The sequence below is a fragment of the Cryobacterium sp. 10S3 genome (assembly GCF_034344045.1).
GTDB lineage: Bacteria > Actinomycetota > Actinomycetes > Actinomycetales > Microbacteriaceae > Cryobacterium > Cryobacterium glucosi.
This window is the reverse complement of sequence record NZ_CP133773.1, coordinates 1,299,924-1,324,153: the sequence shown is the minus strand read 5'-3', so window position 1 is coordinate 1,324,153 and position 24,230 is coordinate 1,299,924. Positions and strand designations below refer to the sequence as shown.

Genomic DNA, 24,230 nt, shown 5'->3' with positions numbered 1-24,230 from the left:
ACGGGTACGGGCACAATCAGCACGCGCGCACCGGGAAGGCGCACGACCAGCGGCATGAGCCGCGGACAGAACATCCTCCGCGGCGTCGTGCTCACCATCGGAGCCGTGGCGTTCCTGTTCCCGTTCTACTACATGATCGTCGGCTCACTCCAGAAGTCGCCGGACACCTCCATCGCGGGAGCATTCCCGAACCCGGCCAACCTCACCCTCGAGAACTACGCGGACATCAACAGCCGCGTCAACCTGATGCAGACCCTGCTCAACTCCGGCATCTTCACCGGCGGTGTGATCGTCGGCACCCTCGTCTTCGGAGTCCTCGTCGGCTACGCGCTCGCCCAGCTGCAGTGGCGCGGCCGCGGAATCACCTTCGCGCTCGTTCTGCTCGTGCAGGTCGTTCCGTTCCAGCTGCTGATGATCCCGCTCTACGTGATGATCGCGAGGGACTACGGCCTTGCCGACAACTACCTCGGCATGATCCTGCCGTTCGCGATCAACTCGACGGCCGTGATCATCTTCCGGCAGTACTTCCTGCAGGTCCCCCGCGAGCTCTTCGACGCGGCCAGGATCGACGGTGCCGGCGAGGTCGTGCTGCTCTGGCGGATCGCCCTCCCGCTGGTGCGCCCCGCCCTGCTCACCGTCGTGCTGCTGACCTTCATCGGCCCGTGGAACGAATTCCTCTGGCCGTTCCTGGTCACCAAGCAGGCCTCGATGCAGCCGCTCGCTGTCGCCCTCGCCAACTACATCAGCACCGTCGCGGCCTCCGCGGCGAACCCCTTCGGAGCGGTCCTCGCCGGCGCCTGCGTGCTGGCCGGACCCGCCGTCATCCTCTTCATCCTCTTCCAACGACACTTCGTCTCGACCGACATCGGTTCAGGCGTGAAAGGCTAGTCATGCGCGAATCCACTGCAGCATCCCCCGTCCCTTCGTCCGCCCCCTCCCCGGCGAACGTGCCGCACGCCTCCGCCCCGAAACGGATGCCCGGCGCGGCATTCCCCTACCGCCTCACCCGGATGGGCGTCGTCATGACGCCGGAACCGGGCAACGCCCTCGAGGCGGAGGGCGTGCTCAACCCCGGCTCCGGGCACACGCCAGACGGCACCCTGTACCTGCTTCCCCGCCTCGTCGCGACCGGGAACGTCTCCAGGGTCGGACTCGCCCGCGTGATCATCACCGACGGCGTGCCGACGGGCGTCGAGCGCGAGGGCGTCGTCCTCGAGCCCGACCAGGGCTGGGAACGCGGCGCCCACAACGCCGGCGTCGAAGACCCGCGCGTCACCTTCGTCCCGCGGCTCGGCCTGCACGTGATGACCTATGTCGCATACGGCCCGCTCGGCCCGCGCACGGCCCTCGCGGTCTCCGCCGACCTCCGCAGCTGGCGCAGGCTCGGCCCGGTGCTCTTCGCCTTCGACGAAGCACTGGACATGGACCTGAACCTGTTCCACAACAAGGACACCGTCTTCTTCCCGGAGCCCGTCACTGGTCCGAACGGCGTGGAGTCCTTCGCGGTGCTGCACCGGCCGATGTGGGACCTCGGCGAGGTCAAGCCGGGTGAAGGCATCCGGGTGCCCGCCGGGGTCACCGACACCAGGCAGAGCATCTGGATCAGCTACGTGCCGGTCGCGGATGTGCTCGCCGACGTGACGAAGCTCGCGTTCTGGAGCGGCCACCGATTCCTCGCCGGGCCGGAGTTCGCGTTCGAAGAACTCAAGATCGGCGGCGGACCCGCCCCGCTGCGGGTGCCGGAGGGCTGGCTGCTCCTGCACCACGGCGTCACGGGCGTGATCGACGGCGCGTTCTCGCAGCAGCAGAAGGTGAACTACGCGGCGGGGGCCATGATCCTCGACGCGGACGACCCGACGATCATCCTGCATCGCACGACCGAACCGCTCCTGAAGGCCGAGACGCCCGACGAGCTCAGCGGCATCGTGCCGAACGTGGTCTTCCCGACCGCGATCGAGGAGATCGAGGGCCGGACCTACGTCTTCTACGGCATGGCCGACTCGAAGATCGGCGTCGCCCGCCTGGACCGCACCACCCTGAACCCGACTGCCGGATAGTTCCGGAACCCCCCGTTCGGCACGTCCGCCCAGTTGCGGAAGGAGCACCTTCGTCGACTCGACGAAGGTGCTTTTTCCGTGACTCCGGGGCGGATGGCGCCGCCTACGCCGCCGGAATCGGCGGGTGCGGGACCGGTGGGTGCGTGGCGGACGCGGGCTCCCCGGCTGCGGGGTTACCGGCTGCAGGGTTTCCGGCTGCAGGTGCCGCGATCGGCGGGCGCAACAGGCCGAGGGCCGCCTTGAGGTGTGCCTCCGCGGCCTCGGCGTCCTCGTCGGAGAGGCTCCCGCTCCGGCTCGCGGACAGGTTCGCCTCGATGACCGCTCGGAGCACCTCGTCGCGCTGGATCTTGACACCGCGCGGGGCGTCGACACCGATGCGGATGCTGTCGCCGCGCACATCGAGGACGGTGATGACGATGTCATCGCCGATGAGGATTTTCTCCCCCGGCTTGCGCGTGAGAACCAGCATCATGCCAGCCTAGCGCGGGCATCGGGCGCGTCAGGGAGGCGGGCTGCTGGCGGTCCGAGCGTCGCGGATGCTGCCGGGGCGCCGTCGACCCAGCCGACCGGAATCCCGAGGTCGTCGACGGTTTCCGGGGAGGATGTCGTCGTCGACCCGACCACGGCGACCGCGTCGATCGGAATGATCGCCGCGACAAGTCCGACCCACTCGGCCGTGTCAGAGGGCTTCCGGCCGGCATCCACCACGACCCAGGTCTGGTCCGCGCCGACCATGAGCAGGTCACCGCCGAGGTACTCGCGGTCCCCCGGCGTCTCTCCGATGCCGAAAGCGAGGAAACACGTGCGCCCGCGGGCGACTCCCCCGGCGCGCGCCGCGAGGGCAGAGCGCCGGTCGTCGACGCGACGGGCCCCCTCCGACACCACGGAGCCGGCCACGAGCACCTCGGCGGCCCCGTCCATGGCGGCCATCATCCCGGCGACACGCAGGGTCTCCGCGGGCGCGCCGACGAGCACGACGAGGTCTCCGGGATGGGTGAAGGGTCGCGGCACGGCGGCCATGCCCGCCCGTCCTGGCAACGGATGCCCGGCCAGGACCGAAAGGGTCGCCGGCCGTTGGCGTGTCCCCGCGTCACGCGGTGCGCCGGCGCCGGTCACGGCACCGGTCACGGAACCGGACGGCTCCGGCTCGCGCAGGGGAAGCGCCCCGGACACCCGCTCAGGAACGGGCTCGGCCACCGTGAAGGTGAGTTCGTCCATCAGCTGGGCGAAGCCGGCGGACCCGGTCGAGAGCAGCGGGGTCTGGACCGAGGTTCGCGGCCTCGCGAGGGTTCCCGCATCGTCGGCCCCGTCGGCGTCCTCGAGCAGGGCGAGGATCCCGAGCCGCGCGGCGCGTCCGGGGTGGGCGTCACCGATTCCGTCACCGTCACCGCCGCCCTGATCGTCGCGCTCGAGCGGCACCATCCGCACCGGCTGGGCGTGCGCGGCCCGGCGGCGCCGCTCGGGCACCTCGACCGTGACCTCGTAGTGGCGCCGGGCGAAGAAGCCGCGGATGCCGCCGACCGTGACCCGTTCGGCCGAGACGATGCGGGCATCCGCACCGTGTTCGGCGAGGATGCGTGCTTTCAGTTCCGGAAGCGTCGGACCGTCAAGCTGAAATCGTTTCGGTTCCACGGACCACCCCCACGGTCTCGATGGCGACGTTCGCGGAGGTGACCTCGAGGTAGGACAGCACCGGGAGCCCGCCGGTCTGCGCGGAGACGAGCCGGTGGATCGCCGGGCGGAGGGCAGGGGCGCAGACGAGCACGGCGGTCAGCCCGCTCGCCTCCACGGTGGCGAGCGAGGCCTTGAGCGAGCCCAGGATCGCGTCGATCCTTGCGGGTTCGAGCATGATCTGGGTGCCCTGCTCCGAGGCGCGCATGCCCTCGAGCAGGGACTGCTCCAGGCCTGGCTCGATCATGATCACGCGGAGCAGGCCTTCGTCGAGATACTGGGCGGCGAGAGCCGGGCCGAGGCCCTGCCTCGCGGCTTCGATCAGGCCCTCCGGGTCTGTCGATGCCTTCGCCCGGAGCGAGAGCGCCTCGTAGATCCGGGAGAGGTCGTTGATCGGGATCTGCTCCATCAGGAGGCCCTGGAGCACCCGCTGCACCTCGGCGAGCGACAGCATGCCGGGGATCAGGTCGTCGACGGCGGCCGGGTTGACCTGCTTGACGCCGTCGGTCAGCACCCGCACGTCCTCCCGGGTGAGGAGACGCGCCGCGTTCCCGGTGACGATCGAGGAGAGGTGGGTCACGAGCACGGACACCCGGTCGATCACGGTCGCTCCGGCCATCTCCGCGCTGTGGCGCATCTCGCTCGGCACCCACTTGCCGGCGAGGCCGAAGACCGGCTCGACGGTCGCGGTGCCCGGCAGGCCCTCGAGGTTGTCGCCGAGGGCGAGCACCTTGCCGGACGGCGCGAGCCCGCGGCCGGCCTCGACGCCGGCGATGCGGATGACGTAGGTCGCAGAGGGCAGTTCGACGCTGTCGCGGGTGCGGACCGGCGGAACGACGACGCCGAGGTCGATCGCGATCTTGCGGCGCAGGGCGCGCACCCGGGCGAGAAGGTCGTCCTGGGCTCCCGAGACGAGGTCGACGAGGTCGGAGGCGAGCAGGATCTCGAGGGTGTGCACCCGCATCGACTCGATCAGGTCCTCAGGGGTATCCGAGCGCACCGGCGCCCGTTCGGCCACGACGGCGGCCGCCTGCCTGGCCTGCTCGCGGGCTTCGCTCGCCTTGATCCGCTGGGAGACGAGCAGCAGGCTCGCCCCGGCGACGACGAACGGGAGGATCGGCATCCCGGGGATGAGCGCCATCAGCAGGGCCGCGCCGCCGGCGATCATGAGCGCGTTGCGGGACTGGGTGAGCTGCGCGGACGCGGTCGCCCCGATGTCGGACTCGGCGTTGGACCTGGTCACGATCATGCCGGTAGACACGGCCATCAGCAGGGCCGGGATCTGGGTGACGAGCCCGTCGCCGATGGTCAGGAGCGAGTACGTGCTCATCGCGTCGGTGATCGACATGCCGCGCTGGATCATCCCGATGCCGATGCCGCCGACGAGGTTGATGATGATGATGATGATCCCGGCGATCGCGTCACCCTTGACGAACTTCGACGCGCCGTCCATCGCGCCGTAGAAGTCGGCCTCCGCTGAGACTTCCGCCCGGCGTTCCCTGGCCTGGGTGTCGGTGATCAGGCCGGCGTTGAGGTCGGCGTCGATCGCCATCTGCTTGCCGGGCATGGCGTCGAGGGTGAACCGGGCGCCGACCTCTGCGACCCGCTCGGCTCCCTTGGTGACGACGACGAACTGGATCACGACGAGGATCAGGAAGATGACGGCGCCGATGATGATCGACCCGCCGACGGCGACCTGTCCGAACGAGGCGATCACCTGGCCCGCGTAGCCGTCGCCGAGCACCAGGCGGGTGGATGCGACGTTGAGGCCGAGCCGGAACAGCGTCGCAACGAGGAGGAGGGACGGGAAGACCGAGAAGTCGAGCGGCTTCTTGACGAACATGGTCGTGAGCAGCACCACGAGGCCGAGCAGGATGTTGACGATGATGAGCATGTCGAGGAGCACGGCGGGGACCGGGACGACGAGGAGCAGGATGATGCCGACGACGCCGATCGGGACGGCGAGCCTGGCGAGGGTGGTCTTCATCGGGAACCTCCGGTGGAGTGAGCGGCGGAGTGGGAGGCGGAGCGTGAGGATGAACCGGGAGCGGACGCCCCGGAGAACACGGGCGTCGCAGCGTGGGCGGCCGGGGTGAGGGTGTGCACGCCGGCGTCCTCGCCGTAGCCGGTCGTGTACCCTGAGCCGCGCGCCGAGCCGCGGGTCTTGAGCGCGAGCACGAACGCGAGCACCCGGGCGACGGCGTTGTAGAGCTCGACCGGGATCTCGTCGCCGAGCTTGCAGGCGCTGTGGAGTGCCCGGGCGAGCGGGATGTCGCGCACGATCGGCACCCCGTCGGTCGCCGCCTGCTCGCGGATGCGGAGCGCGATGACCCCTGCCCCCGTCGCGACGACCCTCGGTGCCGACTTGCCCGGCTCGTAGCGGAGGGCGACGGCGAAGTGGGTCGGGTTGACGAGCACGACGTCGGCGGTCGAGACGGACGCGATCATCCGGTTCCGGCTCATGGCGAGCTGCCGGGAGCGGCGTTGCGACTTGATCCGAGGATCGCCTTCCGAGCTCTTGTTCTCGTCGGTGACCTCTTTTTTGGTCATCCGGGTGCGTTTCCGGTTGCGGCGCATCACCACGAAGACGTCGGCGGCGGCGAGCACGAGGCCGGAGACGACGGCCGCCTGCACGAGCGATGCTGCGCCTCCCCCTGCCGCGTCGATCAGTGCGGCGACCGGGAGTCCGCCCGCGGTCATCAGGATCGGGGCGAGCCCCTGGATCACCAGGGTCAGCACGACGCCGACCGCCGCGGTCTTCAACAGTGCCTTGACACCCTGCCAGACAGCCTGGCCGCCGAAGGTGCGGCCGAGCCCGGTGACGAGATTGAACTGGTCGTACTTGCCCTCGAGTTTCTTGAGGTGCACGCCGCCCTGGGCTGCGGCACCGATGAGCACGACGGCGAACACGGTCGCGAGCATCGGGGTCAGGGTGCCGGCGAGCGAGGAGAACGCGTCGCCCATCAGCTGCTCGGCGAGTTCGGGGCTCGGATTCGCGACGATCGCGTGCAGTCCGTCGAGCTGGCTGGCGCCGGCCTGGGACCCGAGGCTGATCGTGACGGGGGCGAGGGCGGCGGCGGAGCCGATGCCGATCCACGCGGTGAGGTCCTGCGACTTGGAGAGCTGGCCCTTGGCGCGGACCTCCTTCATCCGCTTATCGGTGGCCTGCTCGGTCTTTTCGCCGGAGTCCGACATCTACTTCACCCCGAGCATGGTCGTGACGGCGGTGTCGGTGAGGGCGGACACGATGCGCGGAAGCGCGACGAAGGCGCTCGCGCCGAGGGTGAGGGTGATCAGGATCTTGAGCGGGAAGCCGAGGGCGAAGGCGTTGAGCGCGGGCGCGACCCGGGTGAGCAGGCCGAGGCCGGCATCCGCGAGGAAGAGCACGACGATGAGCGGTCCTGCGATCTGCACGGCGGAGAGCAGCAGCTGGCCGACGGCGTTCGTTGCGGCCTGGACCGGGGCGGCGAGGTCCATGCCCCCGCCGATCGGGATGGCCGTGAAGCTCCGGGTCAGGCCGCCGATGATGAGCTGGTAGCCGCCGGACGCGAAAAGGAGCGCGATGGCGGTCATCTGGTAGAGCCGGGTGAACATGGCGCCGTTGACCATCGCCTGCGGGTCGAAGCCCTGGGCGAGCTGGAATCCGCCGAATTGGTCGATCAGGTTGCCGGCCGACTGCACGGCGGAGAACACGATCAGCACGAGGAAGCCGAGCATGCCGCCGACGACGATTTCGAGCAGGAGCGCGAGGATGAAGCCGCCGGTGTCCGGGGACACGTAGCCGGGGGTGACGACGGGCGAAACGGCGAGGGCGAGCCCGAGGGAGAGCATGCCCTTGATCCGGAGCGGGAACGCGTTGTAGGAGAACGGCGGGGCGATCACGAGGAAGGCGATGAGGCGCACCCCGGCGAGCATGACGGCCTCGATCCAGGTGAAGTCGAGGGTGATGTTCATCAGCCGCCGCCGATGAGTGTCGGGATCTTGTCGAAGAGCGCGGTCGTGAAGGAGACGATCTCGGAGATCATCCAGTGCCCGCAGATGAGCAGGGCGAGGCAGACGGCGATCGCCTTGGGTACGAAGGAGAGCGTCACCTCCTGGATCTGCGTGATCGACTGCAACAGGGAGATGGCGAAACCGACGACGAGGGCGGTGATCAGGATCGGCGCGGAGAGTTTGCCCGCGACGATGATCGCCTGCATGCCGATGTCGAGGATGGCGTTGGTGTCCATCAGCCACCCCGGTAACTGGTGATGAGGGTCGTGATGATCAGTCCCCAGCCGTCGACGAGCACGAACAGCAGGATCTTGAACGGGAGCGAGATCATCACCGGCGGCAGCATCATCATGCCCATCGACATCAGGGCGGCGGAGACGACGATGTCGATGACGAGGAACGGGATGAAGATGACGAAGCCGATGATGAAGGCTGCCCGCAGCTCGGAGATCATGAACGCCGGGATCAGGGTGAGCAGGGACACCGCGTCGCGGCTGACCGGGTTGGCCTGGTCCGCGGCCCTGGTCATCAGGGCGAGGTCTTCCTCGCGGGTGTGCGCGAGCATGAAGGTGCGCAGTGGAGCAGAGCCGATCGTGACCGCGTCGTCGAAGGAGAGCGTGCCGTTCAGGTAGGGCTGCAGGGCGTGGTTGTTGATGTCGGTGAGCACGGGCGCCATGATGAACAGCGACAGGAACAGGGCGAGGCCCGCGAGCACCTGGTTCGGCGGGATCGACGGGAGCGCGAGGGCGTTCCTGGTCATCGCGAGCACCACGAAGATCTTGGTGAAGCTCGTCATCATGAGCAGGAGCGCCGGGGCGACCGAAAGCAGGGTGATGCCGATCAGGGTCACGATCGCCGAGGACGGTGAACCGTCCGGGCCGTTGATGTCGACCCTCAGGCCGGTGCCTGCCGCGGGCGTCGGGGTACTCGGCGCCACCGGGTCGACGGGGGCGACCGGGGCGATCGTCGCGGCGTGGCCTGCGCTCGTGGTGAGCAGCACGACGGCGAGGACGATGACGAGCACGAGCGCCGCCATCACGAGGAGCCTGGTGAAGCGCACCCGGTCAGCGCGGCGGAGTGCATCGGAGCGCGGGGCACGGAGCCCGGGCAGGCCGGGGCGCAGGGCGCGGGTGTTCACCGTCCCTGCCGGAGTGCCGCGGCAGTCTGCTGCCACGTCGCCGGCGAGAGGATCGATCCGGCCAGGCGGTTCGGCCGGGAGCTCGAGCCCGGTCCGGACTCGGCGCGCAGGGCTGACTCCGCGGTGCGGGTGCCCCGGTCGTGGCGGGGACGGAAGGTGAGCGGCGCGGGGAGCGCCTCGTCCTCGGCCGCAACGCTCGCGGCCGCCTCATACGCGCCCGTTGCGGTCGTCGCGGCGATCCCCGCGGAGCGTCTCGTGTCCGTGTCCGTGTCCGTGTCCGCCGCGTGCAGCGTGGTGGCGAAGCTCTCCGCCGGGCTCAGCGCGTCGTGCAGCACGGTGACCGACTGTTCCGTGACTCCGAGCACAAACCTGCGGCCTTCCACGTCGACGACGACGACGGATGCCTTCTGGCCGAGGCCCTGCCGGCCCACGACCGACACGAGGCTGGCCTTGGGGCCACGGCGGGTGCCCTTCTGCATGCGGCGCTGCAGGACCCAGAGGAGGCCGACGACGACGGCGAGGGACAGCGCGACGCGGAGGGCGACGAGGAGGGTGTCCACCTAACTCAGGCTCTCGGCGACATCGAGGATCTGGGTGATCCGCACGGCGTAGTCCTGGTCGACGACGACGATCTCGCCGTGGGCGATCAGGCGGCCATTCAGCAGGATGTCTGCGGGGGCTCCCGCGGAGCGGTCGAGCTCGATCACGGCGCCGGGTTCGAGGGCGAGCACGTCGCGCACGGACATCCGGGTGCGGCCGATCTCGACGGTCAGGGCCATTTCGACGCTGTTGATCCGGCCGAGCTTTCCGACGACGGACCGGTTTCCGGTGCGCGGGATCCCGGAGATGGCGCCGTTCTCGCGGAGGCGGATCGCAAACCAGGCGCTCACGACGCCCTCGCTCGCGAGCTCGAAGACGCTCGTGTCGGCATCCGCGAACAGGGACGTGACGTCTTCGAGGCGGGAGGCGCCGAGTACGCCGATGCCGAGGACCGTTGCGGCGCTGTCGAGGGCGGGGCGGAGCACGTCGAGGCTCGAGAAGGCGCCATTGCCCGCTGCGGCGTCGAGGGAGTGCGGGTCGGTGAGGACGATCGCGAGGTCGGCGCTCGTGACGCCGACGAAGGAGGCGACGACGCCGGCGCCGAGCCGGCCGGCGAGGGATTCGCCGGCGCACGGGGTCGCCTCCAGGCGGGTGGGCGTTGGCAGGACCGTGAGCAGGGCCTCGACGAGATTGCGGATGGCGGTCGTGGCAGGGCTCATGGGGACAGTTCCTCGGTGTCGGTGACGATGCAGGCCAGGCGGGAGCCGTTGGATCCGACGGCGGCCCTGGCCAGGGTGTGCCCGTCGACGACGAGGTCGAGCGGGCGGTGCCTGGAGTGCGGGACAGGCAGCAGGTCACCGACGGCGAGGCCGAGGATGACGCTCGGAAGCACCCGGATCGGGCTGAGCTGCAGGGACAGGTCGACGGGCACCCAGGCGAGCTGGGCGTTCAGCTTCTCCTGTTGTTCCTCGGCGGTGATGACCGGGATCGACTCCCCGAGTTGGGGAAGCAGGGTCTCGGCGGGCAACGCGAGGGTGGCGGTCGAAGTCGTCTCGCCGACCCGCATCGAGAACGTCGCGACGATGACGAGATCGCTCGTCGCCGCGGCCTGGGCGAACTGCGAGTTGTACTGGATGCCGCCGAACGAGATCGGCAGGACGAGGAGCGTCCCGAGGGAGTAGCGCAGGTCCTCGAGGGCGTCCTCCATCAGGCGACGCACGAGGGCGAGTTCGATCTGGGTGAAGGTGCGCTCGGGAAGTGGAGGGACCTCGCTGCCACCGAGCATGTGGCTCACCCAGGACAGGGCCGCCGCGGTCGGGAACTGGATGACGGCCTTGGCCGCGAGGCTGCCTACCGGGCAGAGCACCATCGCGGTCGACGACGGCAGCGAGCTCGCGTATTCGTCGTAGCTGCGCATCAGGACGTGCTCGCAGGTGACCTGGGACATCACGCGAACCTTCGCGGTCAGCTGGGTGCCCCACTGGCGCGCGAAGGTCTCGAAGGCGAGCTCGAGGACACGCGAGTGCTCGCGCGCGAGGGTCGTCGGACGTCGGAAGTCGTACACCTCGACCGTGCGCTCGGGCGCTGCGGGCACGCCAATGCTCTTGTGTTCCTGGACCGTCACGACTGCAACTATCGGCCGGTGAATCCGACCGGTAAGCAGTCCGCAGGGAATTCGTTCGAAATCCCGGGCGGGCTGCCCGCGGGGCGACCGCGGGATGCCTGACGGTGTCCGCTGCTTAGGGGGCGCCCGCCTGCCCGGCGAGGATCGAGGGGATCAGCGCGCGGACGGCATCCGGTTCGCTCGAAAGCAGGACAACGTCGACGCGGCGATTCTGGGCCATCGCGTCGAGGGTGTCCGCGGTCGTGACCGAACGGGTCGAACCGTAGCCGATCGCGGAGATCCGCTCCCCCGCGACACCGCCGACCTCGACGAACCTGCGCAGGACGCTCGTCGCCCTGGCCGAGGAGAGTTCCCAGTCGGTCGCATAATTCACGGTGACGCCGTGCCGGTCGGCGTGGCCTTCGACGGTGACCTCACGTTTGTCGCCGGCGAGGATCGGCGACATGGCGTCGATGACGGCCGTCGCCTTCGGGCTCAGGGTGGCGAGGTTGGGAGCGAAGAAGGCATCCGTTCCGACGAGCCCGATGGTCAGCCCTCGGGCGTCGATCGTGAACTGCACGATCGAGTCGATGCCCTGCGCGGTGACGGCTGCCTTCAGTGCCGCCTGCACCGAGGAGAGGTCGGCGATTTCCTGGGTCGCGATCTGGAGGTCGGTGAGGGCGGGAGTCGGTGCCGGGGTCGCTGTTGGCGATGGTGTCGCCGAGGCTGTCGCGGCCGACGTCGAGGTTGCGCCCGCCGTCCCGAGGTCCTTCGCGGCCGGGTCGCTGGCGTTGGCGTTCGCGGCCGACACGACGACCCCGGTGGCCGTGTCGATCTTGCCGACGTCGACGGCCCCGAAGCCTGTCGCGAGGGAATTCTTGAGCTGAAAGAACTTTTGCGAATCAACGGAGGACATCGCGAACAGCACGATGAACATGCACATCAGCACGGTGACCATGTCCATGTACGACGCCATCCAGCGCTCGTCGACGTGCTCGACGTGCTCCTCCTCGAGGCCGCGACCTCGACCTCGCCCGCGTCCTCCGCCGTGCCCGCCGCCGGCACTCATGCTGCCTCAGACAGCGGCTTGTCCGCCTTGTCCGCCTTGGCGGCCTTTGCGGCCTTCTTGGCCGGCGCGTTCGGCACCATGGCCCGGAGGCGTTCGCCGAGGAGCCGCGGCTGGCTGCCGGCCTGGACGGCGAGAGCGCCTTCCATCAGGAGGGTCATCCGTTCGACCTCGAGGTCGGAGAGCCGCTTGAGGCGGTTCCCGATCGGAAGCCAGATGAAGTTCGCCGAGACGAGCCCCCACAACGTCGCGACGAATGCGGCGGCGATCATCGGCCCGAGGGTCGAGGGAGTGTCGAGGTTCTCGAGGACGTGGGTGAGGGAGATGACGGTGCCGATGATGCCGACAGTCGGGGCGTAGCCGCCGAGGGTCACGAAGAACTTCGAGGCGTTCCGGCTGAGCTTCGTCGCGGTCGAAAGCTCGTCCTCGAGCAGGATCCGCAGTTCGTCTCCGTCGGTGCCGTCCGCGATGTTCTGCAGCGCCGTGCGCAGGAACGGGTCGTCGATCGCGTCGGCCTCCTGCTCGAGCGCGAGGAGACCTGCGCTGCGGGCCTTCTCGGCGAGCACGACGATCTGGTCGATCACGTCCTGGGGTGGGGTGGTCTTGCCCTTGAACGCGCTGGGAAGCGCTTTGAATGCGTTGAGGGCGTCACTGATGGTTCCGCCGGCGATACCGACCGCGATCGTGGCACCGAAGACGAGGATCATCGGAGCAGGCAACAGGATGGAGGCGATCGAGGATCCCTCGATCGTGATCATGGCGACCATGGAGCCGAAGGCGAGGGCGATCCCGATCAGGGTTGCCGGATCCATCAGAGCCTCCGCGGGCGCTGCCCGCTGCCCGGTTCGAGCTCGTCTTCGATCGCGTGCGGTCCCGTCGGAACCTCGAGCGACCGGGCGCCGGACCGGTAGTCGCGGTCGTCGGTGAGGGAGGCGAGCGAGATCACATGGGCCCGGAATCGGGCGATCTTCTCGATGATCTCGTCGAGGGTCTCGATGACGATGAACTTCGCCCCGTCGACCATGACGAGGGTCGTGTCGGGGCTGGCGTGAATGCGTTCGATCAGGTCGGGGTTGATCGCAAATTGGCTGTCATTCAGCCGTGTCACAACGATCATGGGGCCCGTCCCTGGCTCACGACGGCCACACCGGCCGTCAGGCACCACTGTCGGTCGCTCCGCGCCGAAGGTTAGCTCGGGGTGTGGGCGGGCAGGCGGATGCCGCCGGCCGGGCCCGCGAAGGACCCGGCGCCGGTCGCGCCTGCGTCTGCCGGGACTACCGCTTGAGGTTCGTCAGCTCGGTCAGGACCTCGTCGGAGGTCGTGATGATGCGGGCGTTGGCCTGGAAGCCGCGCTGGGCGACAATGAGGTTCGTGAACTCCTGGGAGAGGTCGACGTTCGACATCTCGAGGGAACCGCTCGTGAGGGTGCCCATTCCGGCGGATCCGGCGGCACCGAGGACAGCGGTGCCCGAGTTCGTGGTCGACCGGTACTCGGACGATCCGGCCTTCTCGAGGCCACCGGGGTTGGTGAAGGTCGCGAGGGCGATCCGGCCGATCGACTGCTGCTTGCCGTTGCTGAACAGCCCGGTAAGGGTGCCGTCCTTGCCGAGGGTGAACGACGTGAGCGAACCTGCGGCGTGGCCGTCGGTGCTCGCGGCAGTCAACGAACTGAGGTTGGCGGCGCCCGTGATCGTGCCCAGGTCGACGGCGACAGTGACACCGTTGACGGTGACCGGCAGGCTGTTCGCAGTCGAGGTCAGTGACCCATCCGCGAAGGTGAGCATCGTGCTGCTCGTCGAGTTGGGAGAAGTGACGGTCCACTTGGCCGGGGCCGCTGCGCTGTACGTGAAGTTGAGTGAGACCTGACTCGCGGCGCCGGTCTTGTCATAGGCCGTGAATTCCCGGCTCAGGGTTGTACCGTCAGCCGCATCCGAAGGCAGGTTTCCGGTCACTGTGGCCGTTGCCGAAGCCAATGGCGGCTGAATTGTGGTGAGTGGCAGGGTGATGGTGCCCAGCGCTCCGCCCTGGTTGACCGTGCCCTTCGCGTCGGCGTTCCAACCCTGCACGAGCGCGCCGGACGGTGACACGAGGCGGCCCTGCGCGTCGAAGTCGAAGGCGCCCGCGCGGCTGAAGAGGGTTTCGCCGGCGAGCTGGGTCACGAAGAAACCGTCGCCGGAGATCATCATGTCGGTTGCGCGACCGGTCGACTGGGTGGAGCCCTGGGCGAAGTTGGTGGAGATGCCGGCGACCTGCACGCCGAGGCCGACCTGGGCCGGGTTGGTGCCGCCGACAACGGTCTGCGGGGAGCCCGCGCCGTGGGTCAGCTGGGACAGGGTGTCCTGGAACTGCGCCGAGGAAGACTTGAACGCCGTCGTGTTGACGTTGGCGATGTTGTTCGCGGTGACATCCAGCATGGTCTGGTGCGCGCGAAGGCCGGAGATTCCGGAATACAGGGAACGAAGCATGGGATGCTGCCTTTCGAAACGGTATGGGTGGAAAGCGTGTGGTGGAGTACGGCCGGGCGGGACGCGCCAGGCGTCAGGTCGTGGTGGTCGCGACGACCGGAGTGGTCGTGGTCGCCGGGGTCGTGACCCCGGAAATCGCGTCGAGCTTGACGCTCACTCCCCCGACCGTGACCTGCGGCACCGATCCGGCGTAGGACACGGCGGAGGCGACTCCCGTGACCGAGGTGCCGGCGGCATCCGTGTATGTCACGTTCTGCCCGACCAGGGAGGCGGCCGCGATGCGCATCTGGAGCGAGAAGCTCTCGTCGGAGGTCGTCGACAGGGCCGTGAGCTTCTCCATCATGGAGAGCTGCGTCGTCTGGCTGATCATCTGGTTGGAGTCCATCGGCGAACTCGGGTCCTGGTTCTTCAGCTGCGTGACGAGGAGCTTCATGAAGGCCTCGGAGTCGAGGCTCTGGCTCGGCGTGCGCGTGGTGGTCGACGCGCTGTACACGCCGGCGGTCGCGGTCGCGGCTCCCGTTGCTCCGGCTGCCGATGCGGCCACGATGGCTTCGATCGTCATGGGTTCTCTCTTCTCGTGCTTCTCGTGGTTCTTGTGGTCGTGTTCTGGAACAGGTTCTGGGCGGTCATCCGTTGGGCCGTCATTCAGGCCAGCACATCGACGGAGGGGCGGTAGCCGAGGGGTTCGTCCCGGAACGGCGGTCGGACCGCCGTGCCGGACTCCCGGGCGTCGCCCGGTTGGTCGGGTGCCCGCACGGATCCGGGATCCGGACTGGTCCTGGCCTCCTGCCGGCCGGGAGCGCCGAAGGTACCGGAGCCCGCAGCGCGGGAATCGTCGGGCTGGGAGTTCCCGGACAGGTCGAGCCGCGTGTCCGTGCCGCCCTGGGCGAGGTCGCGCCGCAGCTCCGGCAGGATCGCGCGCAGGGCATCCCGCCCGAGATCGGTCGGGGCGAACAGTTCCACCCGAATCGCACTGCCGCCGATGTGCGCCCGCACGATCACGGGACCCAGATTGTCGGGGTTCACGGTGATGGTCATCGCGTGCTCGCCGTTCGCGGCGCCGATCAGGCTCGCGAGGCCGCGGCCGACCTGGCCGGCGAACGGCAGGTCGGCGAGCTGCGCCGCTCCCGGTGTCGCGGCCGAGGCGCCGGCAGCGGATGCCGCGGCGACAGTCGAACTCGCAGCGACCGTGTGCGGGGCGGCCGGGAATGCGGTGCCCACGCTTGTCGGATCGGTGGGAGTCACGGGAGTCGCGGCAGAAGCGAAAGCAGTGCTTGCGGCCGTTGCCGTTGCCGATCGGAATGCGGCGCCAGAGTCGGCGACCGCTCCCCCGCGCGAGCCGCCTGCGCCGGCACTGTCTGAACCGGTACTGGCTGAACCACTGCTGTCAGAGCCGTTGCCGTTCGAGGCGTTGCTGACCGAATCGGGGCTGACCGACGCGGCGGCGCGCGAGTCGATGGGCGCCGTGGTCGGGAGGCTCGAGTTCGCGGCGCCGGGAGCGCCAGCGGTCCGGGTGGCTGCGGCGGATGCGCGGCCGGCCAGGTCTGTGAGGCCGGCGGCGGACCCTGCGGCCGCCGCTCCGGTAGGACCCGCCTGACCGTTCGTTGCGTCCGTCCCGTCGGTGGCTGCGCCGGGAGTCGGGGCCTGGACAGCAGGGGCGGTGACGCCGGCACCGCCGGTGGTCGTTCCGATCACGGCGGCGGCCGCCTGGTTCCCGAGGGCACCGACCGGTGACGAGGAATCGACCGGAGACCCGGCGGTCGTCGCGGTTGCTGTTGTCGAATTCGACGGTGAACCAGCCGCCTGTGCTGCGCCGACCGGAGCCTGCGCTTCCGCGGTGACGGCGCCGGGCAGTGCCCGGCCGAGCGTCGCGGAACCGGCTGCCGCGGAATCAGCGGACGTCGAACCGGAAGAGACCGAGCGTGAGGAAACCGGGCCGACAGCCGAGCTGTCGCCGGGCGCCGCGCCCGAAGTCGAGGCTGCTGTCGAGCCAGCTGTCGTGCCAGAGGTAGCGGCCGAGAGGGACGCCGAATCCGCAGTGAGCAGGTCACGCATGACGGTCGCCTGCGTGTCACTCGCACCCTGCTGGGCCGCTGCCGATCCGGGACCATCGGCCGCTCCGACTGCAGACTGACCCGAAGAGACCCCGGTGCTCATCGATCCCCGGCCGGACGACGGCACGGGTTCCGCCTGGGCATCCCGCTCGGTGCGGGCGCCGCGTGCCGCCCGGGCCGAGCGCACGTCCCTGGCGATCTGCACGGACCGGACCGCGCGCGCGTCCTGGGCGTCCCGTGCCGAGTCTCCGGATTTCTGTGTGGACTGCCCTGCGGAGTCCCGGGTGTCCTGCAGCGCAGACGTCCGGGCGGCGGATGTCCGGTCGACTGATGTCCGGGCGGCGGCCTGCGCCGAGGACCGTGCTGCGGAAGCGTCCATGCGCTCGCGAGCGGCGGCATCCGCGGCCGAGCGCGACAGGGCCGCCTGGGCCGCCCGTGCGGTCACGGCCTGCGCGTCGACGGAGGCACTCGCGGCCTCGCGACGCTGGGTCGTCCCGGCGTCCCTGGCCGTGTCGAGCGCGGAGGCGAAGCTGCCCGCACTCGTGTTCGCTCCGGAACCCGTGCCGTTCCCGGTCCTGGTCTCCGTCGCCGAGCGTGCGAGCAGGGCCTGGGCGTTGGCCCGGGCGAGGGAGGCGTGCGCGGACACCGCGCTTCCGAAGGAGGCGGCCATCAGGAGGCGCTCTTCATCATCGAGGCGAGGGCGGCGCTGAGCAGGTCGGCGGTGCCGGACGTCGCGGCGGCCTTCGCCGCGGTGAGGGCGGTCGCCGAGGCCGTCGAAGCGGTGCTGGACGTCGCGGGGGCGTCCGGGATCACGCGGCGGATGGTGTCGATGTCGGAGTCCTTCATGTAGGCCTCGACTTCGCAGACCGTGCGGCCTTCGTACGGAGCGTGGATGACCTTGTGGTTTCCGGCGTAGATCAGGATGTGCTCTCCGCCGCCGGTCACGATCAGGTCGCCCGGCTTCGCGTCGGCGAGGGACGCGACCTCGGTGCCGATCTTCATCTGCCCGGAAACGAGGCGGGGAACGGATATGCCCATGTCGGCATAGACCTTCTGCACGAGCCCGGAGCAGTCCATGCCGCTCGAGCTCTTGCCGCCGAAGACGTAGGGAACGCCGAGGTACTTCTGCGCCGCGGTGACGATGTCGGTTCCGGTCACGCTGCCGGTCGCGACGCCCGCGCCGCTCGCCGCGGTCGTGGCCGAGCTGGCCGCCGCCGCGAGGGCGTCGGCGAAGGTCGCCGCGGTTCCGGTGCTGTCGGCCGTCGTGGTCGTCGTGGCTGTGGCAGCGGCCGCGGCCGCTGCCGTCGACGCCGACGCGGCGCTCAGTGCGTCGAATCGCGCGAGGGTGGCCTGGATCGTGCTGATCCGGCTCAAGGCGTCGACCATCGTCATCGGGTGCCTCCGGCCTTGCGGCGGTGCCACCCGGTCGACGCGATCTCGTCGAGCACGGTCTGCTCCGCCCGCAGGTCCTCCGCGGCGACGAACAGGCCGTGGCGGCCCTCGAGCTTTTCGAGCCCGACGGACTCGGCACGCTTCGCGGTGAAGGCGGCGTGCGCGGTCTCAGCGGTCTGCCGGTATTCCCGGCCGAGCGCATCGAGGTCGGCGAGCATGCTCTGCGCCGAGGTGCGCCCGGCCGCGATCGCGGCGAGGGATGCTGTGCCGGTCGCCTCACTGGGCAGCACGGTCAGGGCTGCGGATGCCTCGGCGCGCCTGGCCTCGTTCGAGTTCAGCAGGGCGTTGGCCGCGGCCAGTTCCCCGGCGGCGGCGTCCTGCTGCAGGTGGCGCAGCCGGAGGAGTCCGGCGAGGGCGAAGTCGCGTTTCATCAGATGCCTCCGAACAGCCGGGTGAGCCGGGTGAGCTGGTCCCACGCGAGCGGGGCGGACGTCTGGTCGTCCATCCGCTGCTGCAGGAATTCGTTGATCGCGGCCTCGTTCTCCACGGCCGCGTCGACGAGCGGGTTCGTGCCCGGCTTGTACGCGCCGACGTCGAGGAGGTCCTGGGCGTTCCGCCGCGCGGCGAGCACCTTGCGGAGGTTTCCCGCGAGCCGGTTCTGTTCCGCGGTGTTGACCCGGGAGGCCACCCGGGAGATCGAGGCGAGGGCGTCGACGCTCGGGAAATGGCCGAGGACGGCGAGTTTGCGGTCGAGGACGACGTGTCCGTCGAGGATCGAGCGCGCGGCATCCGCGATGGGCTCGTTGTGGTCGTCGCCGTCGACGAGCACGGTGTAGATGCCCGTGATCGAGCCGGACTGGTCGGTGCCCGCGCGCTCGAGGAGGCGCGCCATCAGGGAGAACGTCGATGGCGGGTAGCCGCGGGTTGCCGGAGGTTCGCCGACGGAGAGACCGATCTCACGCTGGGCCATCGCGACGCGGGTGAGCGAGTCCATCATCAGCATGACGTCAGCGCCCTGGTCGCGGAAGGACTCGGCGATGCGGGTCGCGACGAAGGCGGCGCGCAGGCGCATCATGGCGGGTTCGTCCGAGGTCGACACCACGACGATCGACCGGGCGAGGCCCTCTGCACCGAGGTCGTCCTCGAGGAATTCGCGGACTTCGCGGCCTCGCTCCCCGACGAGGGCGATCACGGAGACCTTCGCGTCGGTGCCGCGCGCGATCATCGACAGGAGTGAGGACTTGCCGACCCCGGAGCCGGCGAAGAGGCCCATGCGCTGGCCGCGGCCGACGCTCGTGAGGGTGTCGAGCACGCGCACGCCGAGCTGCAGCGGCGTCGTGATCCGCGACCGCTGCATCGCGGAGGGGCTGTCGTGGTCGATCGAGACGTATTCCTCGACGACGAGGGGGCCCTTGCCGTCGATGGGGCGGCCCATCCCGTCGATGACACGGCCGAAGAGGCCGTTCCCGGTGGGCACGAGGTGCGGGGTCGCGTCGGACCGGACCGGTGCGCCGACCCGGATCCCGGTCATCCGGCCGAGCGGCATGCAGCGGATGCCGTCCTGCGTCGTCGCGACGACCTCCGCGTCGATCTCGGCGTCGTTCCCGATCGCGACAAGGTCGCCGATCGCCGAGTTGAGCCCGCGGACCTCGAGGCCGAGGCCGACGATGGACGAGACCACGCCGACCCGCTCCGGGCGGGCGACGCGGAGGGCGCGGGCGAGTGCAACGGGGCGCGGTTCCCAGGTGAGGGTCATCGGGTTCCCCCGAGGAGCGCGGCGCGGGCCCGCTCGAACGCGGTGGAGATCCGGGCGTCGAGGAAACCGTCCGCGAACTCGGAAACGGCGTCGCCGCGGGCGAGCGACGGGTCGGCCTGGAACGTCACGCCGGTCGCGGCGAGGACGGCCGGGTCGATCACGTCGAGGTCTGCGGGGTGCATGCGCACCACGTTCGGCCGGGTCGGCGACGCGGGGTCGAGTGCACGGCGCAGGGCCAGCCGTGCCGCACTCGGCCCGTCACTGATTTGGTAGCCGATCACGGCCTCCGCGAGGTCGAGCGCCGTGGCGAGCAGGGTGCCTTCGGCCTCGTGCAGGACGGGCTGGGTGCGCTCGTCGAGCGCGTGGCTCGCGGCGGTCAGGAGCCCGACCGTGCGGTCGAGCTGCGCCTGGACCTGCGACACCCGGGCGGCGTGGTCGGCCTCGAGGCGTGCGACCTGCGCCGCAATGTCGCTCGCGGCGGCCCGCATGCCCGCCGTGTATCCAGCAGCATGCCCCTGGACCCGGGCGGCCTCGACCGTGCTGTCGCCGGACACGGCACGCAGGGTCGGGAAGGAGATCGCGGAGAACGGCGGGTCGCCGGCGGTCTCGGCGGTCGCACGGGCGACCGGAGTGGCCGCCTTTCCGGCTGCGGGCGCGGTTCCTGCGGTGGCTACGGACGCATCCACGAGCACGGGCTCTGCGTGACGGAACGGGATGGCGGGGCTAGACAACATAAGCGTCCTCGTCCGCACGGGTCACGGTGATGCTGCCCTGGGCCTCGAGGTCGCGGATGGCGCGCACGATCGTCGCACGTCCCTCCTCGACCTGGGAGACGCGGACGGGCCCGAGCGCGCGGATCTCGTCGTCGAGGATCTCCCGGTTGCGTTCGGAGAGGTTCTTGCGGATGATCTCAATGACGCCGTCGGTGGAGCCCTTCATCGCGATCGCGAGGATACCGGCGTCGATGCCACGTAGAACCTGCTGCACGTCGCGGTCCTCGAGGCGGACGATGTCGGCGAAGGTGAGCATCCGGGCGCGCACCTGTTCGGCCAGGACCGGGTCGCGGGCGTCGAGGGCTTCGAGGAGGGAGCGCTCGGTCGCGACATCCGCCCGGTTGATGATCTCGACGAGCGGCTGGATGCCGCCGACGACCTCGACGGAGTCCCGGGTGGCGGTGACGGCGCCGACGCGGGCCTTGAGCGAGTCGGTCACGACGCGGATGGCTTCGGGGGTCGCCGTTCCCATTCCGGCGATGCACTGGGCGACCTCGGCGGGCAGGGTGCCCTCGAGGCCGGCGATCACGGCGGAGGCGTGTTCGGGACGGAGGTGGGCGAGGACGAGGGCGATGGTCTGCGGCAGTTCACCGTCGAGGAGCGTGAGGATCTGGAGCGGTTCAGCGGTGTCGAGGAATTCGAAGGCTTTGCCGGCCATCGAGGAGGCCACCCGGCTCATAACGCCGGCGGCGCGTTCTGCGCCGAAGGATGCCTCGAGCAGGCCGACCGCGTAGGCGTGGCCTCCGCGAGGGGAGCGTGTGCCGCGCATGGTGAGGTCGTGGAATTCGAGGACCGTGGTCTCGGCGACCTCGGTGTCGACCCGGCGCAGCTGCACCATCTCGGCGGCGATGTCGGCGGCCTCGGCCTCGGTGAACTGCTTCATCACCTCGGACGCACGGTCGTGCTCCATGTTCATCAGCACGATGGCGACCTTCTGGGTTCCGGTCAGGGGGACCTGGGGGTCGATCATGCGGGCTGCCGGTCTTCCATGAGACCGCGGAGGTACTCTGCGGTCTTCTTCGGGTCGCGCTGGGCGAGGGCGTCGATCTCAACACGCATCCGCTCGGAAGCGGCCGGCGGGGTGAAGGCGGGAACACCGAAGGCGACGGTGGGGCTCGGGTCGATCATGATCGGCGCGATCGGGGTATTGAGGCCGAACGGAACCGCGGCGGGGGCGAGGGCCGGACGTACCTGGAGCATCTCGTCGACCTCGATCGATTCGCGGCTCTGGCGGCGGGAGCGGCGGGCGTAGAGCAGCATGCCGAGGATCAGAGTGATCAGGATTCCGGCGGTGATGATGCCGATGCGCACGATCTCCCCCATCCGGTCCGCCGAGGTCTGGGCGTCCTGCTGGGCGAGAGCCGCTGATGCGTCTGCGGCGGCCTGGCCGTTGAAGCTCACGACCTCGACGGTGACGGCGTCGCCGCGGGTCGAGTCGATGCCGGCGGCCGAGGAGACCAGGCTGGTCACGTCGGCGACGTTGACGCTGCCGATCGTGTCCTTGTTCACCGCGACCGAGATCGTCTGGCGGTTGACGGCACCGGCCGGGATCGTGCGGGTCTCGGTGACCTTGTTGACCGCGTTGTTCTTCGTGGTGTCCGCCGAGGTGAAGGAGCCGTCGGTGCTCGTTCCCGTCGGTGTCGTCGTCGTGGTCGTGGTGCCGAGCACCCCGGCCGCTCCCGAGGCGCCGGTGCCGGTGTACGTCTCGGTCTTGACGGCCTCGTTGAGTGCGGGAGCGTTCGTCGGTGAGGTGAAGGATTCCTCGACGCGGGAAGCCGACTGCGCGCTCATGTCTGCGGCGACGACGACGGTCGCATTACCGGCGCCGAGCACCTTGTCGAGCATGGCCTGGACCGAGCCGCGCACGCGCTGCTCGTAGTCGGTGGACTGCTCGGCGCCGGTTCCGGTGACGCCGGTGCCGACGGCCGAGAGCACGATGCCCTTGGAGTCGATCACGGCGACGTCGGTGGTCTTCATGCCGTCGATCGAGGCACTCGTGAGGTGCACGATGGCCTGGACCTGGTCGCTTGAGAGGGTCACGCCGGTCTGGGTGGCGACGAAGACGGATGCCGTCGGGTCCTGCTTCTCGGACACGAACACGGTGTCCTTGGGGATCGCGAGCCGAACAGAGGCGGTCTTGACGCCCTGCATGGCCTGGATCGTGTTGGCGAGCTCGCCCTCGAGGGCCCGCTTGTAGGTCACCGACTGCTGGAACTCGCTCGCGGTGACGCCCATCTTGTCGAGCAGCGAGTATCCCCCGGTGTCCGAGGTCGGCAGCCCGGCCGCGGCGGCCTTGAGTCGTTCGGCGTAGACATCCGCCTGCGGAACGAGGATCGTCGCGCCGCCGTCGCTGAGCTGATAGTCGACCTTGTCGGTCGCGAGCTGGTCGACGATCGCGCTCGCGTCGGCGCCGGCGAGCCCGGAGAACAGGGGCGTGTACGCGGGCTTCGTGGCCCACATCGTGAGCGCGGCGATGCCGAGTGCGAGCACCGCGACACCGATGATGGCGACCGTGCGCTGCGCGATGGTGAACTCACGGATGTTCTGTCCGAGTCGCTGGAAGAAGGAACTGATCTGGCGGGGCATCAGGCCTGCATCCTCATGATCTCGTTGAAGGCGTCGACGCCCTTGTTACGCACGGCGGCGACGAGCTCGAGGCTCACCTGTGCGCGGGTCGCGGCGATGGTGGCGCTCGCGATGTCGTTGAGGTTTCCGGTCACGGCGGCGACGGCCTGGGTGTTCGCGGTCGATTGCAGCTGCTGCAGGTTGTCGACGGCGCCGGCCATGGCAGTTCCGAAGCCCGAGCCGTCTGTGGCCGTGGTGGCCTGGCTGGATTGCGTCGCCTGCACACTCTGGGTGGCCTGGCTGGCCTGGAGCGCGAGCGCCCCGATGGATGCGATGGTCATCAGGCACGGCCGATCTGAAGTGCTGCTTCGTAGGTTGTCTTGGCGCGGTCGACGACGGCCGCGTTCGCCTGGTAACCGCGCTGGGCCATGATCAGGTCGCCCATCTGCTCGCCGAGGTCGATGTCGGGGTGGCGCACGTAGCCGGCGGCGTCGGCGAGCGGGTTGGTCGGGTCGGAGACGAGGATGCCGGCTGCCGAGCCCTGTGCGGTGCCCGCGACCTCGACGCCGTTCACACCCGCGCCGGCCTGAGCCACGATGTAGCGGGCCTGGAAGGCGTTGCCGCTCGTGGGCGTGACGGTGTTGACGTTCGCGATGTTGTCGGCGATCGCGTCGAGCCACTTGCGGTGCAGGGTGAGGCCGGAGCCGGCGATTCCGATCGCGTCGAGGCTCATCAGGCGGTCTTCATCGCGGCGCGCACGGCGCTGAACGGCATGTTGATTGCCTGGGCAGCGAACTGGTACCGGAGCACGGTCGAGGTGTTCGCGAGCGTCTCGGTGTCGAGGTTGACGTTGTTGCCGTTGACGTTGGTCGGTTCGAGGGAATCGGTGGTCGTGGCGGCCGTGCTTCCGCTGCCGTCGGCGACCGACTTGGCGAGGGCGGACTCGAACGCGACCTGCTTGGCGTGGTAGTTGGGGGTGTTGACGTTGGCGATATTGCTCGCGATGGTGCTCTGCCGCAGCGACAGTGCGGCCAGTGCGCTCGTGAGAGCGGTGGAGGTCACGGATTCAAGCACGGTTACCCGATTCGTCGTCAGATGTACTGAACGGCCGATCCGTGGCCTGGTGCGAGCAATCCGTGCTCGTCTCTAGCTATCGG

Annotated in this window: 27 protein-coding genes; 2 read left to right on the top strand and 25 right to left on the bottom strand. The window is 69.7% G+C overall.

Translation table 11 applies throughout. The annotated features are described in order from the left end of the window. The first annotated feature begins 54 nt into the window (after positions 1-54). Both RHM57_RS06155 and RHM57_RS06150 read left to right on the top strand, forming a co-directional pair. Complete coding sequence (locus RHM57_RS06155) at positions 55-888, top strand: carbohydrate ABC transporter permease (protein ID WP_134449008.1); 834 nt, start codon at positions 55-57, stop codon at positions 886-888. A gap of 86 nt (positions 889-974) precedes the next feature. Beyond that, positions 975-2,057 (top strand): glycosidase, encoded by a 1,083-nt coding sequence (locus tag RHM57_RS06150; RefSeq protein ID WP_322189831.1) that lies wholly within the window; start codon positions 975-977, stop codon positions 2,055-2,057. 103 nt (positions 2,058-2,160) lie between these two features. On the opposite strand, the gene csrA is transcribed toward RHM57_RS06150, so the two are convergent. The 25 genes from csrA to RHM57_RS06025 all read right to left on the bottom strand — a co-directional run bounded on the left by csrA (position 2,161) and on the right by RHM57_RS06025 (position 24,147). Beyond that, a complete protein-coding gene (gene csrA, locus RHM57_RS06145; RefSeq protein WP_322189654.1) occupies positions 2,161-2,526 on the bottom strand; it encodes a carbon storage regulator CsrA in 366 nt (121 codons plus the stop codon). Further along, positions 2,526-3,689: a hypothetical protein gene (locus RHM57_RS06140; protein ID WP_322189653.1), complete on the bottom strand. Its 1,164-nt coding sequence runs from the start codon at positions 3,687-3,689 to the stop codon at positions 2,526-2,528. The genes csrA and RHM57_RS06140 overlap by 1 nt, the downstream gene beginning before the upstream one ends. After that, a complete protein-coding gene (locus tag RHM57_RS06135; RefSeq protein WP_322189652.1) occupies positions 3,664-5,715 on the bottom strand; it encodes a flagellar biosynthesis protein FlhA in 2,052 nt (683 codons plus the stop codon). The genes RHM57_RS06140 and RHM57_RS06135 overlap by 26 nt, the downstream gene beginning before the upstream one ends. Continuing rightward, positions 5,712-6,923 (bottom strand): EscU/YscU/HrcU family type III secretion system export apparatus switch protein, encoded by a 1,212-nt coding sequence (locus tag RHM57_RS06130; RefSeq protein WP_322189651.1) that lies wholly within the window; start codon positions 6,921-6,923, stop codon positions 5,712-5,714. The genes RHM57_RS06135 and RHM57_RS06130 overlap by 4 nt, the downstream gene beginning before the upstream one ends. Further along, complete coding sequence (locus tag RHM57_RS06125; protein ID WP_134448967.1) at positions 6,924-7,682, bottom strand: flagellar biosynthetic protein FliR; 759 nt, start codon at positions 7,680-7,682, stop codon at positions 6,924-6,926. Then, complete coding sequence (gene fliQ, locus RHM57_RS06120; protein ID WP_134448966.1) at positions 7,682-7,957, bottom strand: flagellar biosynthesis protein FliQ; 276 nt, start codon at positions 7,955-7,957, stop codon at positions 7,682-7,684. The genes RHM57_RS06125 and fliQ overlap by 1 nt, the downstream gene beginning before the upstream one ends. Then, a complete protein-coding gene (gene fliP / locus RHM57_RS06115) occupies positions 7,957-8,757 on the bottom strand; it encodes a flagellar type III secretion system pore protein FliP (RefSeq protein ID WP_322189830.1) in 801 nt (266 codons plus the stop codon). The genes fliQ and fliP overlap by 1 nt, the downstream gene beginning before the upstream one ends. Before the next feature lie 98 nt (positions 8,758-8,855). After that, positions 8,856-9,419 carry a flagellar biosynthetic protein FliO gene (gene fliO, locus RHM57_RS06110; protein WP_134448965.1) on the bottom strand — a complete coding sequence of 188 codons (564 nt, stop codon included), beginning with the start codon at positions 9,417-9,419 and terminating at the stop codon, positions 8,856-8,858. Then, a complete protein-coding gene (gene fliN / locus RHM57_RS06105; RefSeq protein WP_134448964.1) occupies positions 9,420-10,118 on the bottom strand; it encodes a flagellar motor switch protein FliN in 699 nt (232 codons plus the stop codon). After that, positions 10,115-11,023, bottom strand: a complete 909-nt coding sequence (locus tag RHM57_RS06100) for a flagellar motor switch protein FliM (RefSeq protein WP_241985086.1) — start codon at positions 11,021-11,023, stop codon at positions 10,115-10,117. Before RHM57_RS06100 ends, fliN begins: the two co-directional genes overlap by 4 nt. A 115-nt stretch (positions 11,024-11,138) precedes the next feature. Then, on the bottom strand, positions 11,139-12,071 hold the full coding sequence (locus tag RHM57_RS06095) for an OmpA/MotB family protein (protein WP_134560271.1): 933 nt from the start codon (positions 12,069-12,071) through the stop codon (positions 11,139-11,141). Next, positions 12,068-12,880, bottom strand: coding sequence for a motility protein A (locus RHM57_RS06090; RefSeq protein WP_322135973.1), 813 nt, complete (start codon positions 12,878-12,880; stop codon positions 12,068-12,070). The genes RHM57_RS06095 and RHM57_RS06090 overlap by 4 nt, the downstream gene beginning before the upstream one ends. Then, complete coding sequence (locus tag RHM57_RS06085; protein ID WP_134448961.1) at positions 12,880-13,185, bottom strand: flagellar FlbD family protein; 306 nt, start codon at positions 13,183-13,185, stop codon at positions 12,880-12,882. The genes RHM57_RS06090 and RHM57_RS06085 overlap by 1 nt, the downstream gene beginning before the upstream one ends. Before the next feature lie 157 nt (positions 13,186-13,342). Next, positions 13,343-14,533, bottom strand: a complete 1,191-nt coding sequence (locus RHM57_RS06080) for a flagellar hook protein FlgE (protein WP_134448960.1) — start codon at positions 14,531-14,533, stop codon at positions 13,343-13,345. Positions 14,534-14,606: 73 nt separating this feature from the next. Beyond that, positions 14,607-15,095 carry a flagellar hook assembly protein FlgD gene (locus RHM57_RS06075; protein ID WP_134448959.1) on the bottom strand — a complete coding sequence of 163 codons (489 nt, stop codon included), beginning with the start codon at positions 15,093-15,095 and terminating at the stop codon, positions 14,607-14,609. A gap of 83 nt (positions 15,096-15,178) precedes the next feature. Beyond that, complete coding sequence (locus RHM57_RS06070) at positions 15,179-17,257, bottom strand: flagellar hook-length control protein FliK (protein WP_322189650.1); 2,079 nt, start codon at positions 17,255-17,257, stop codon at positions 15,179-15,181. Continuing rightward, complete coding sequence (locus tag RHM57_RS06065) at positions 17,257-17,979, bottom strand: C40 family peptidase (protein WP_322189649.1); 723 nt, start codon at positions 17,977-17,979, stop codon at positions 17,257-17,259. The genes RHM57_RS06070 and RHM57_RS06065 overlap by 1 nt, the downstream gene beginning before the upstream one ends. Further along, entirely contained in the window at positions 17,976-18,410 is a 435-nt protein-coding gene (locus RHM57_RS06060; RefSeq protein ID WP_134448956.1) for a flagellar FliJ family protein, read from the bottom strand. The genes RHM57_RS06065 and RHM57_RS06060 overlap by 4 nt, the downstream gene beginning before the upstream one ends. Further along, entirely contained in the window at positions 18,410-19,735 is a 1,326-nt protein-coding gene (locus RHM57_RS06055) for a FliI/YscN family ATPase (RefSeq protein WP_134448955.1), read from the bottom strand. Before RHM57_RS06055 ends, RHM57_RS06060 begins: the two co-directional genes overlap by 1 nt. After that, positions 19,732-20,469, bottom strand: a complete 738-nt coding sequence (locus tag RHM57_RS06050; protein WP_134448954.1) for a FliH/SctL family protein — start codon at positions 20,467-20,469, stop codon at positions 19,732-19,734. Before RHM57_RS06050 ends, RHM57_RS06055 begins: the two co-directional genes overlap by 4 nt. Further along, the gene (fliG, locus tag RHM57_RS06045) at positions 20,459-21,478 is read right to left on the bottom strand and encodes a flagellar motor switch protein FliG (RefSeq protein WP_134448953.1); all 1,020 of its coding nucleotides are present in this window, start codon (positions 21,476-21,478) and stop codon (positions 20,459-20,461) included. Before fliG ends, RHM57_RS06050 begins: the two co-directional genes overlap by 11 nt. Beyond that, positions 21,475-23,094 (bottom strand): flagellar basal-body MS-ring/collar protein FliF, encoded by a 1,620-nt coding sequence (gene fliF, locus RHM57_RS06040; RefSeq protein WP_134448952.1) that lies wholly within the window; start codon positions 23,092-23,094, stop codon positions 21,475-21,477. Before fliF ends, fliG begins: the two co-directional genes overlap by 4 nt. After that, a complete protein-coding gene (gene fliE, locus RHM57_RS06035) occupies positions 23,094-23,414 on the bottom strand; it encodes a flagellar hook-basal body complex protein FliE (RefSeq protein WP_134448951.1) in 321 nt (106 codons plus the stop codon). Before fliE ends, fliF begins: the two co-directional genes overlap by 1 nt. After that, the gene (locus tag RHM57_RS06030; RefSeq protein ID WP_134448950.1) at positions 23,414-23,806 is read right to left on the bottom strand and encodes a flagellar basal body rod protein FlgC; all 393 of its coding nucleotides are present in this window, start codon (positions 23,804-23,806) and stop codon (positions 23,414-23,416) included. Before RHM57_RS06030 ends, fliE begins: the two co-directional genes overlap by 1 nt. Beyond that, positions 23,806-24,147, bottom strand: a complete 342-nt coding sequence (locus tag RHM57_RS06025; RefSeq protein ID WP_134448949.1) for a flagellar basal body rod protein FlgB — start codon at positions 24,145-24,147, stop codon at positions 23,806-23,808. The genes RHM57_RS06030 and RHM57_RS06025 overlap by 1 nt, the downstream gene beginning before the upstream one ends. Positions 24,148-24,230 lie beyond the last annotated feature (83 nt).

Excerpts from the sequence above, each read along its gene's own strand:
- RHM57_RS06090 (WP_322135973.1), bottom strand. The coding sequence starts at position 12,880 with ATGGATCCGGCAACCCTGATCGGGATCGCCCTCGCCTTCGGCTCCATG.
- csrA (WP_322189654.1), bottom strand. The coding sequence starts at position 2,526 with ATGCTGGTTCTCACGCGCAAGCCGGGGGAGAAAATCCTCATCGGCGAT.
- RHM57_RS06125 (WP_134448967.1), bottom strand. The coding sequence starts at position 7,682 with ATGAACATCACCCTCGACTTCACCTGGATCGAGGCCGTCATGCTCGCC.
- fliE (WP_134448951.1), bottom strand. The coding sequence starts at position 23,414 with ATGACCATCGCATCCATCGGGGCGCTCGCGCTCCAGGCCAGCCAGGCC.
- fliN (WP_134448964.1), bottom strand. The coding sequence starts at position 10,118 with ATGAGCCCTGCCACGACCGCCATCCGCAATCTCGTCGAGGCCCTGCTC.
- RHM57_RS06030 (WP_134448950.1), bottom strand. The coding sequence starts at position 23,806 with ATGAGCCTCGACGCGATCGGAATCGCCGGCTCCGGCCTCACCCTGCAC.
- RHM57_RS06065 (WP_322189649.1), bottom strand. The coding sequence starts at position 17,979 with ATGACGATGGTCGACGCCTTGAGCCGGATCAGCACGATCCAGGCCACC.
- RHM57_RS06155 (WP_134449008.1), top strand. The coding sequence starts at position 55 with ATGAGCCGCGGACAGAACATCCTCCGCGGCGTCGTGCTCACCATCGGA.
- fliP (WP_322189830.1), bottom strand. The coding sequence starts at position 8,757 with ATGGCGGCGCTCGTGCTCGTCATCGTCCTCGCCGTCGTGCTGCTCACC.
- RHM57_RS06080 (WP_134448960.1), bottom strand. The coding sequence starts at position 14,533 with ATGCTTCGTTCCCTGTATTCCGGAATCTCCGGCCTTCGCGCGCACCAG.
- RHM57_RS06095 (WP_134560271.1), bottom strand. The coding sequence starts at position 12,071 with ATGAGTGCCGGCGGCGGGCACGGCGGAGGACGCGGGCGAGGTCGAGGT.
- fliQ (WP_134448966.1), bottom strand. The coding sequence starts at position 7,957 with ATGGACACCAACGCCATCCTCGACATCGGCATGCAGGCGATCATCGTC.
- RHM57_RS06075 (WP_134448959.1), bottom strand. The coding sequence starts at position 15,095 with ATGACGATCGAAGCCATCGTGGCCGCATCGGCAGCCGGAGCAACGGGA.
- RHM57_RS06135 (WP_322189652.1), bottom strand. The coding sequence starts at position 5,715 with ATGAAGACCACCCTCGCCAGGCTCGCCGTCCCGATCGGCGTCGTCGGC.
- RHM57_RS06060 (WP_134448956.1), bottom strand. The coding sequence starts at position 18,410 with ATGAAACGCGACTTCGCCCTCGCCGGACTCCTCCGGCTGCGCCACCTG.
- RHM57_RS06050 (WP_134448954.1), bottom strand. The coding sequence starts at position 20,469 with ATGTTGTCTAGCCCCGCCATCCCGTTCCGTCACGCAGAGCCCGTGCTC.
- RHM57_RS06070 (WP_322189650.1), bottom strand. The coding sequence starts at position 17,257 with ATGGCCGCCTCCTTCGGAAGCGCGGTGTCCGCGCACGCCTCCCTCGCC.
- RHM57_RS06085 (WP_134448961.1), bottom strand. The coding sequence starts at position 13,185 with ATGATCGTTGTGACACGGCTGAATGACAGCCAATTTGCGATCAACCCC.
- RHM57_RS06130 (WP_322189651.1), bottom strand. The coding sequence starts at position 6,923 with ATGTCGGACTCCGGCGAAAAGACCGAGCAGGCCACCGATAAGCGGATG.
- RHM57_RS06150 (WP_322189831.1), top strand. The coding sequence starts at position 975 with ATGCCCGGCGCGGCATTCCCCTACCGCCTCACCCGGATGGGCGTCGTC.
- fliG (WP_134448953.1), bottom strand. The coding sequence starts at position 21,478 with ATGATCGACCCCCAGGTCCCCCTGACCGGAACCCAGAAGGTCGCCATC.
- RHM57_RS06055 (WP_134448955.1), bottom strand. The coding sequence starts at position 19,735 with ATGACCCTCACCTGGGAACCGCGCCCCGTTGCACTCGCCCGCGCCCTC.
- fliF (WP_134448952.1), bottom strand. The coding sequence starts at position 23,094 with ATGCCCCGCCAGATCAGTTCCTTCTTCCAGCGACTCGGACAGAACATC.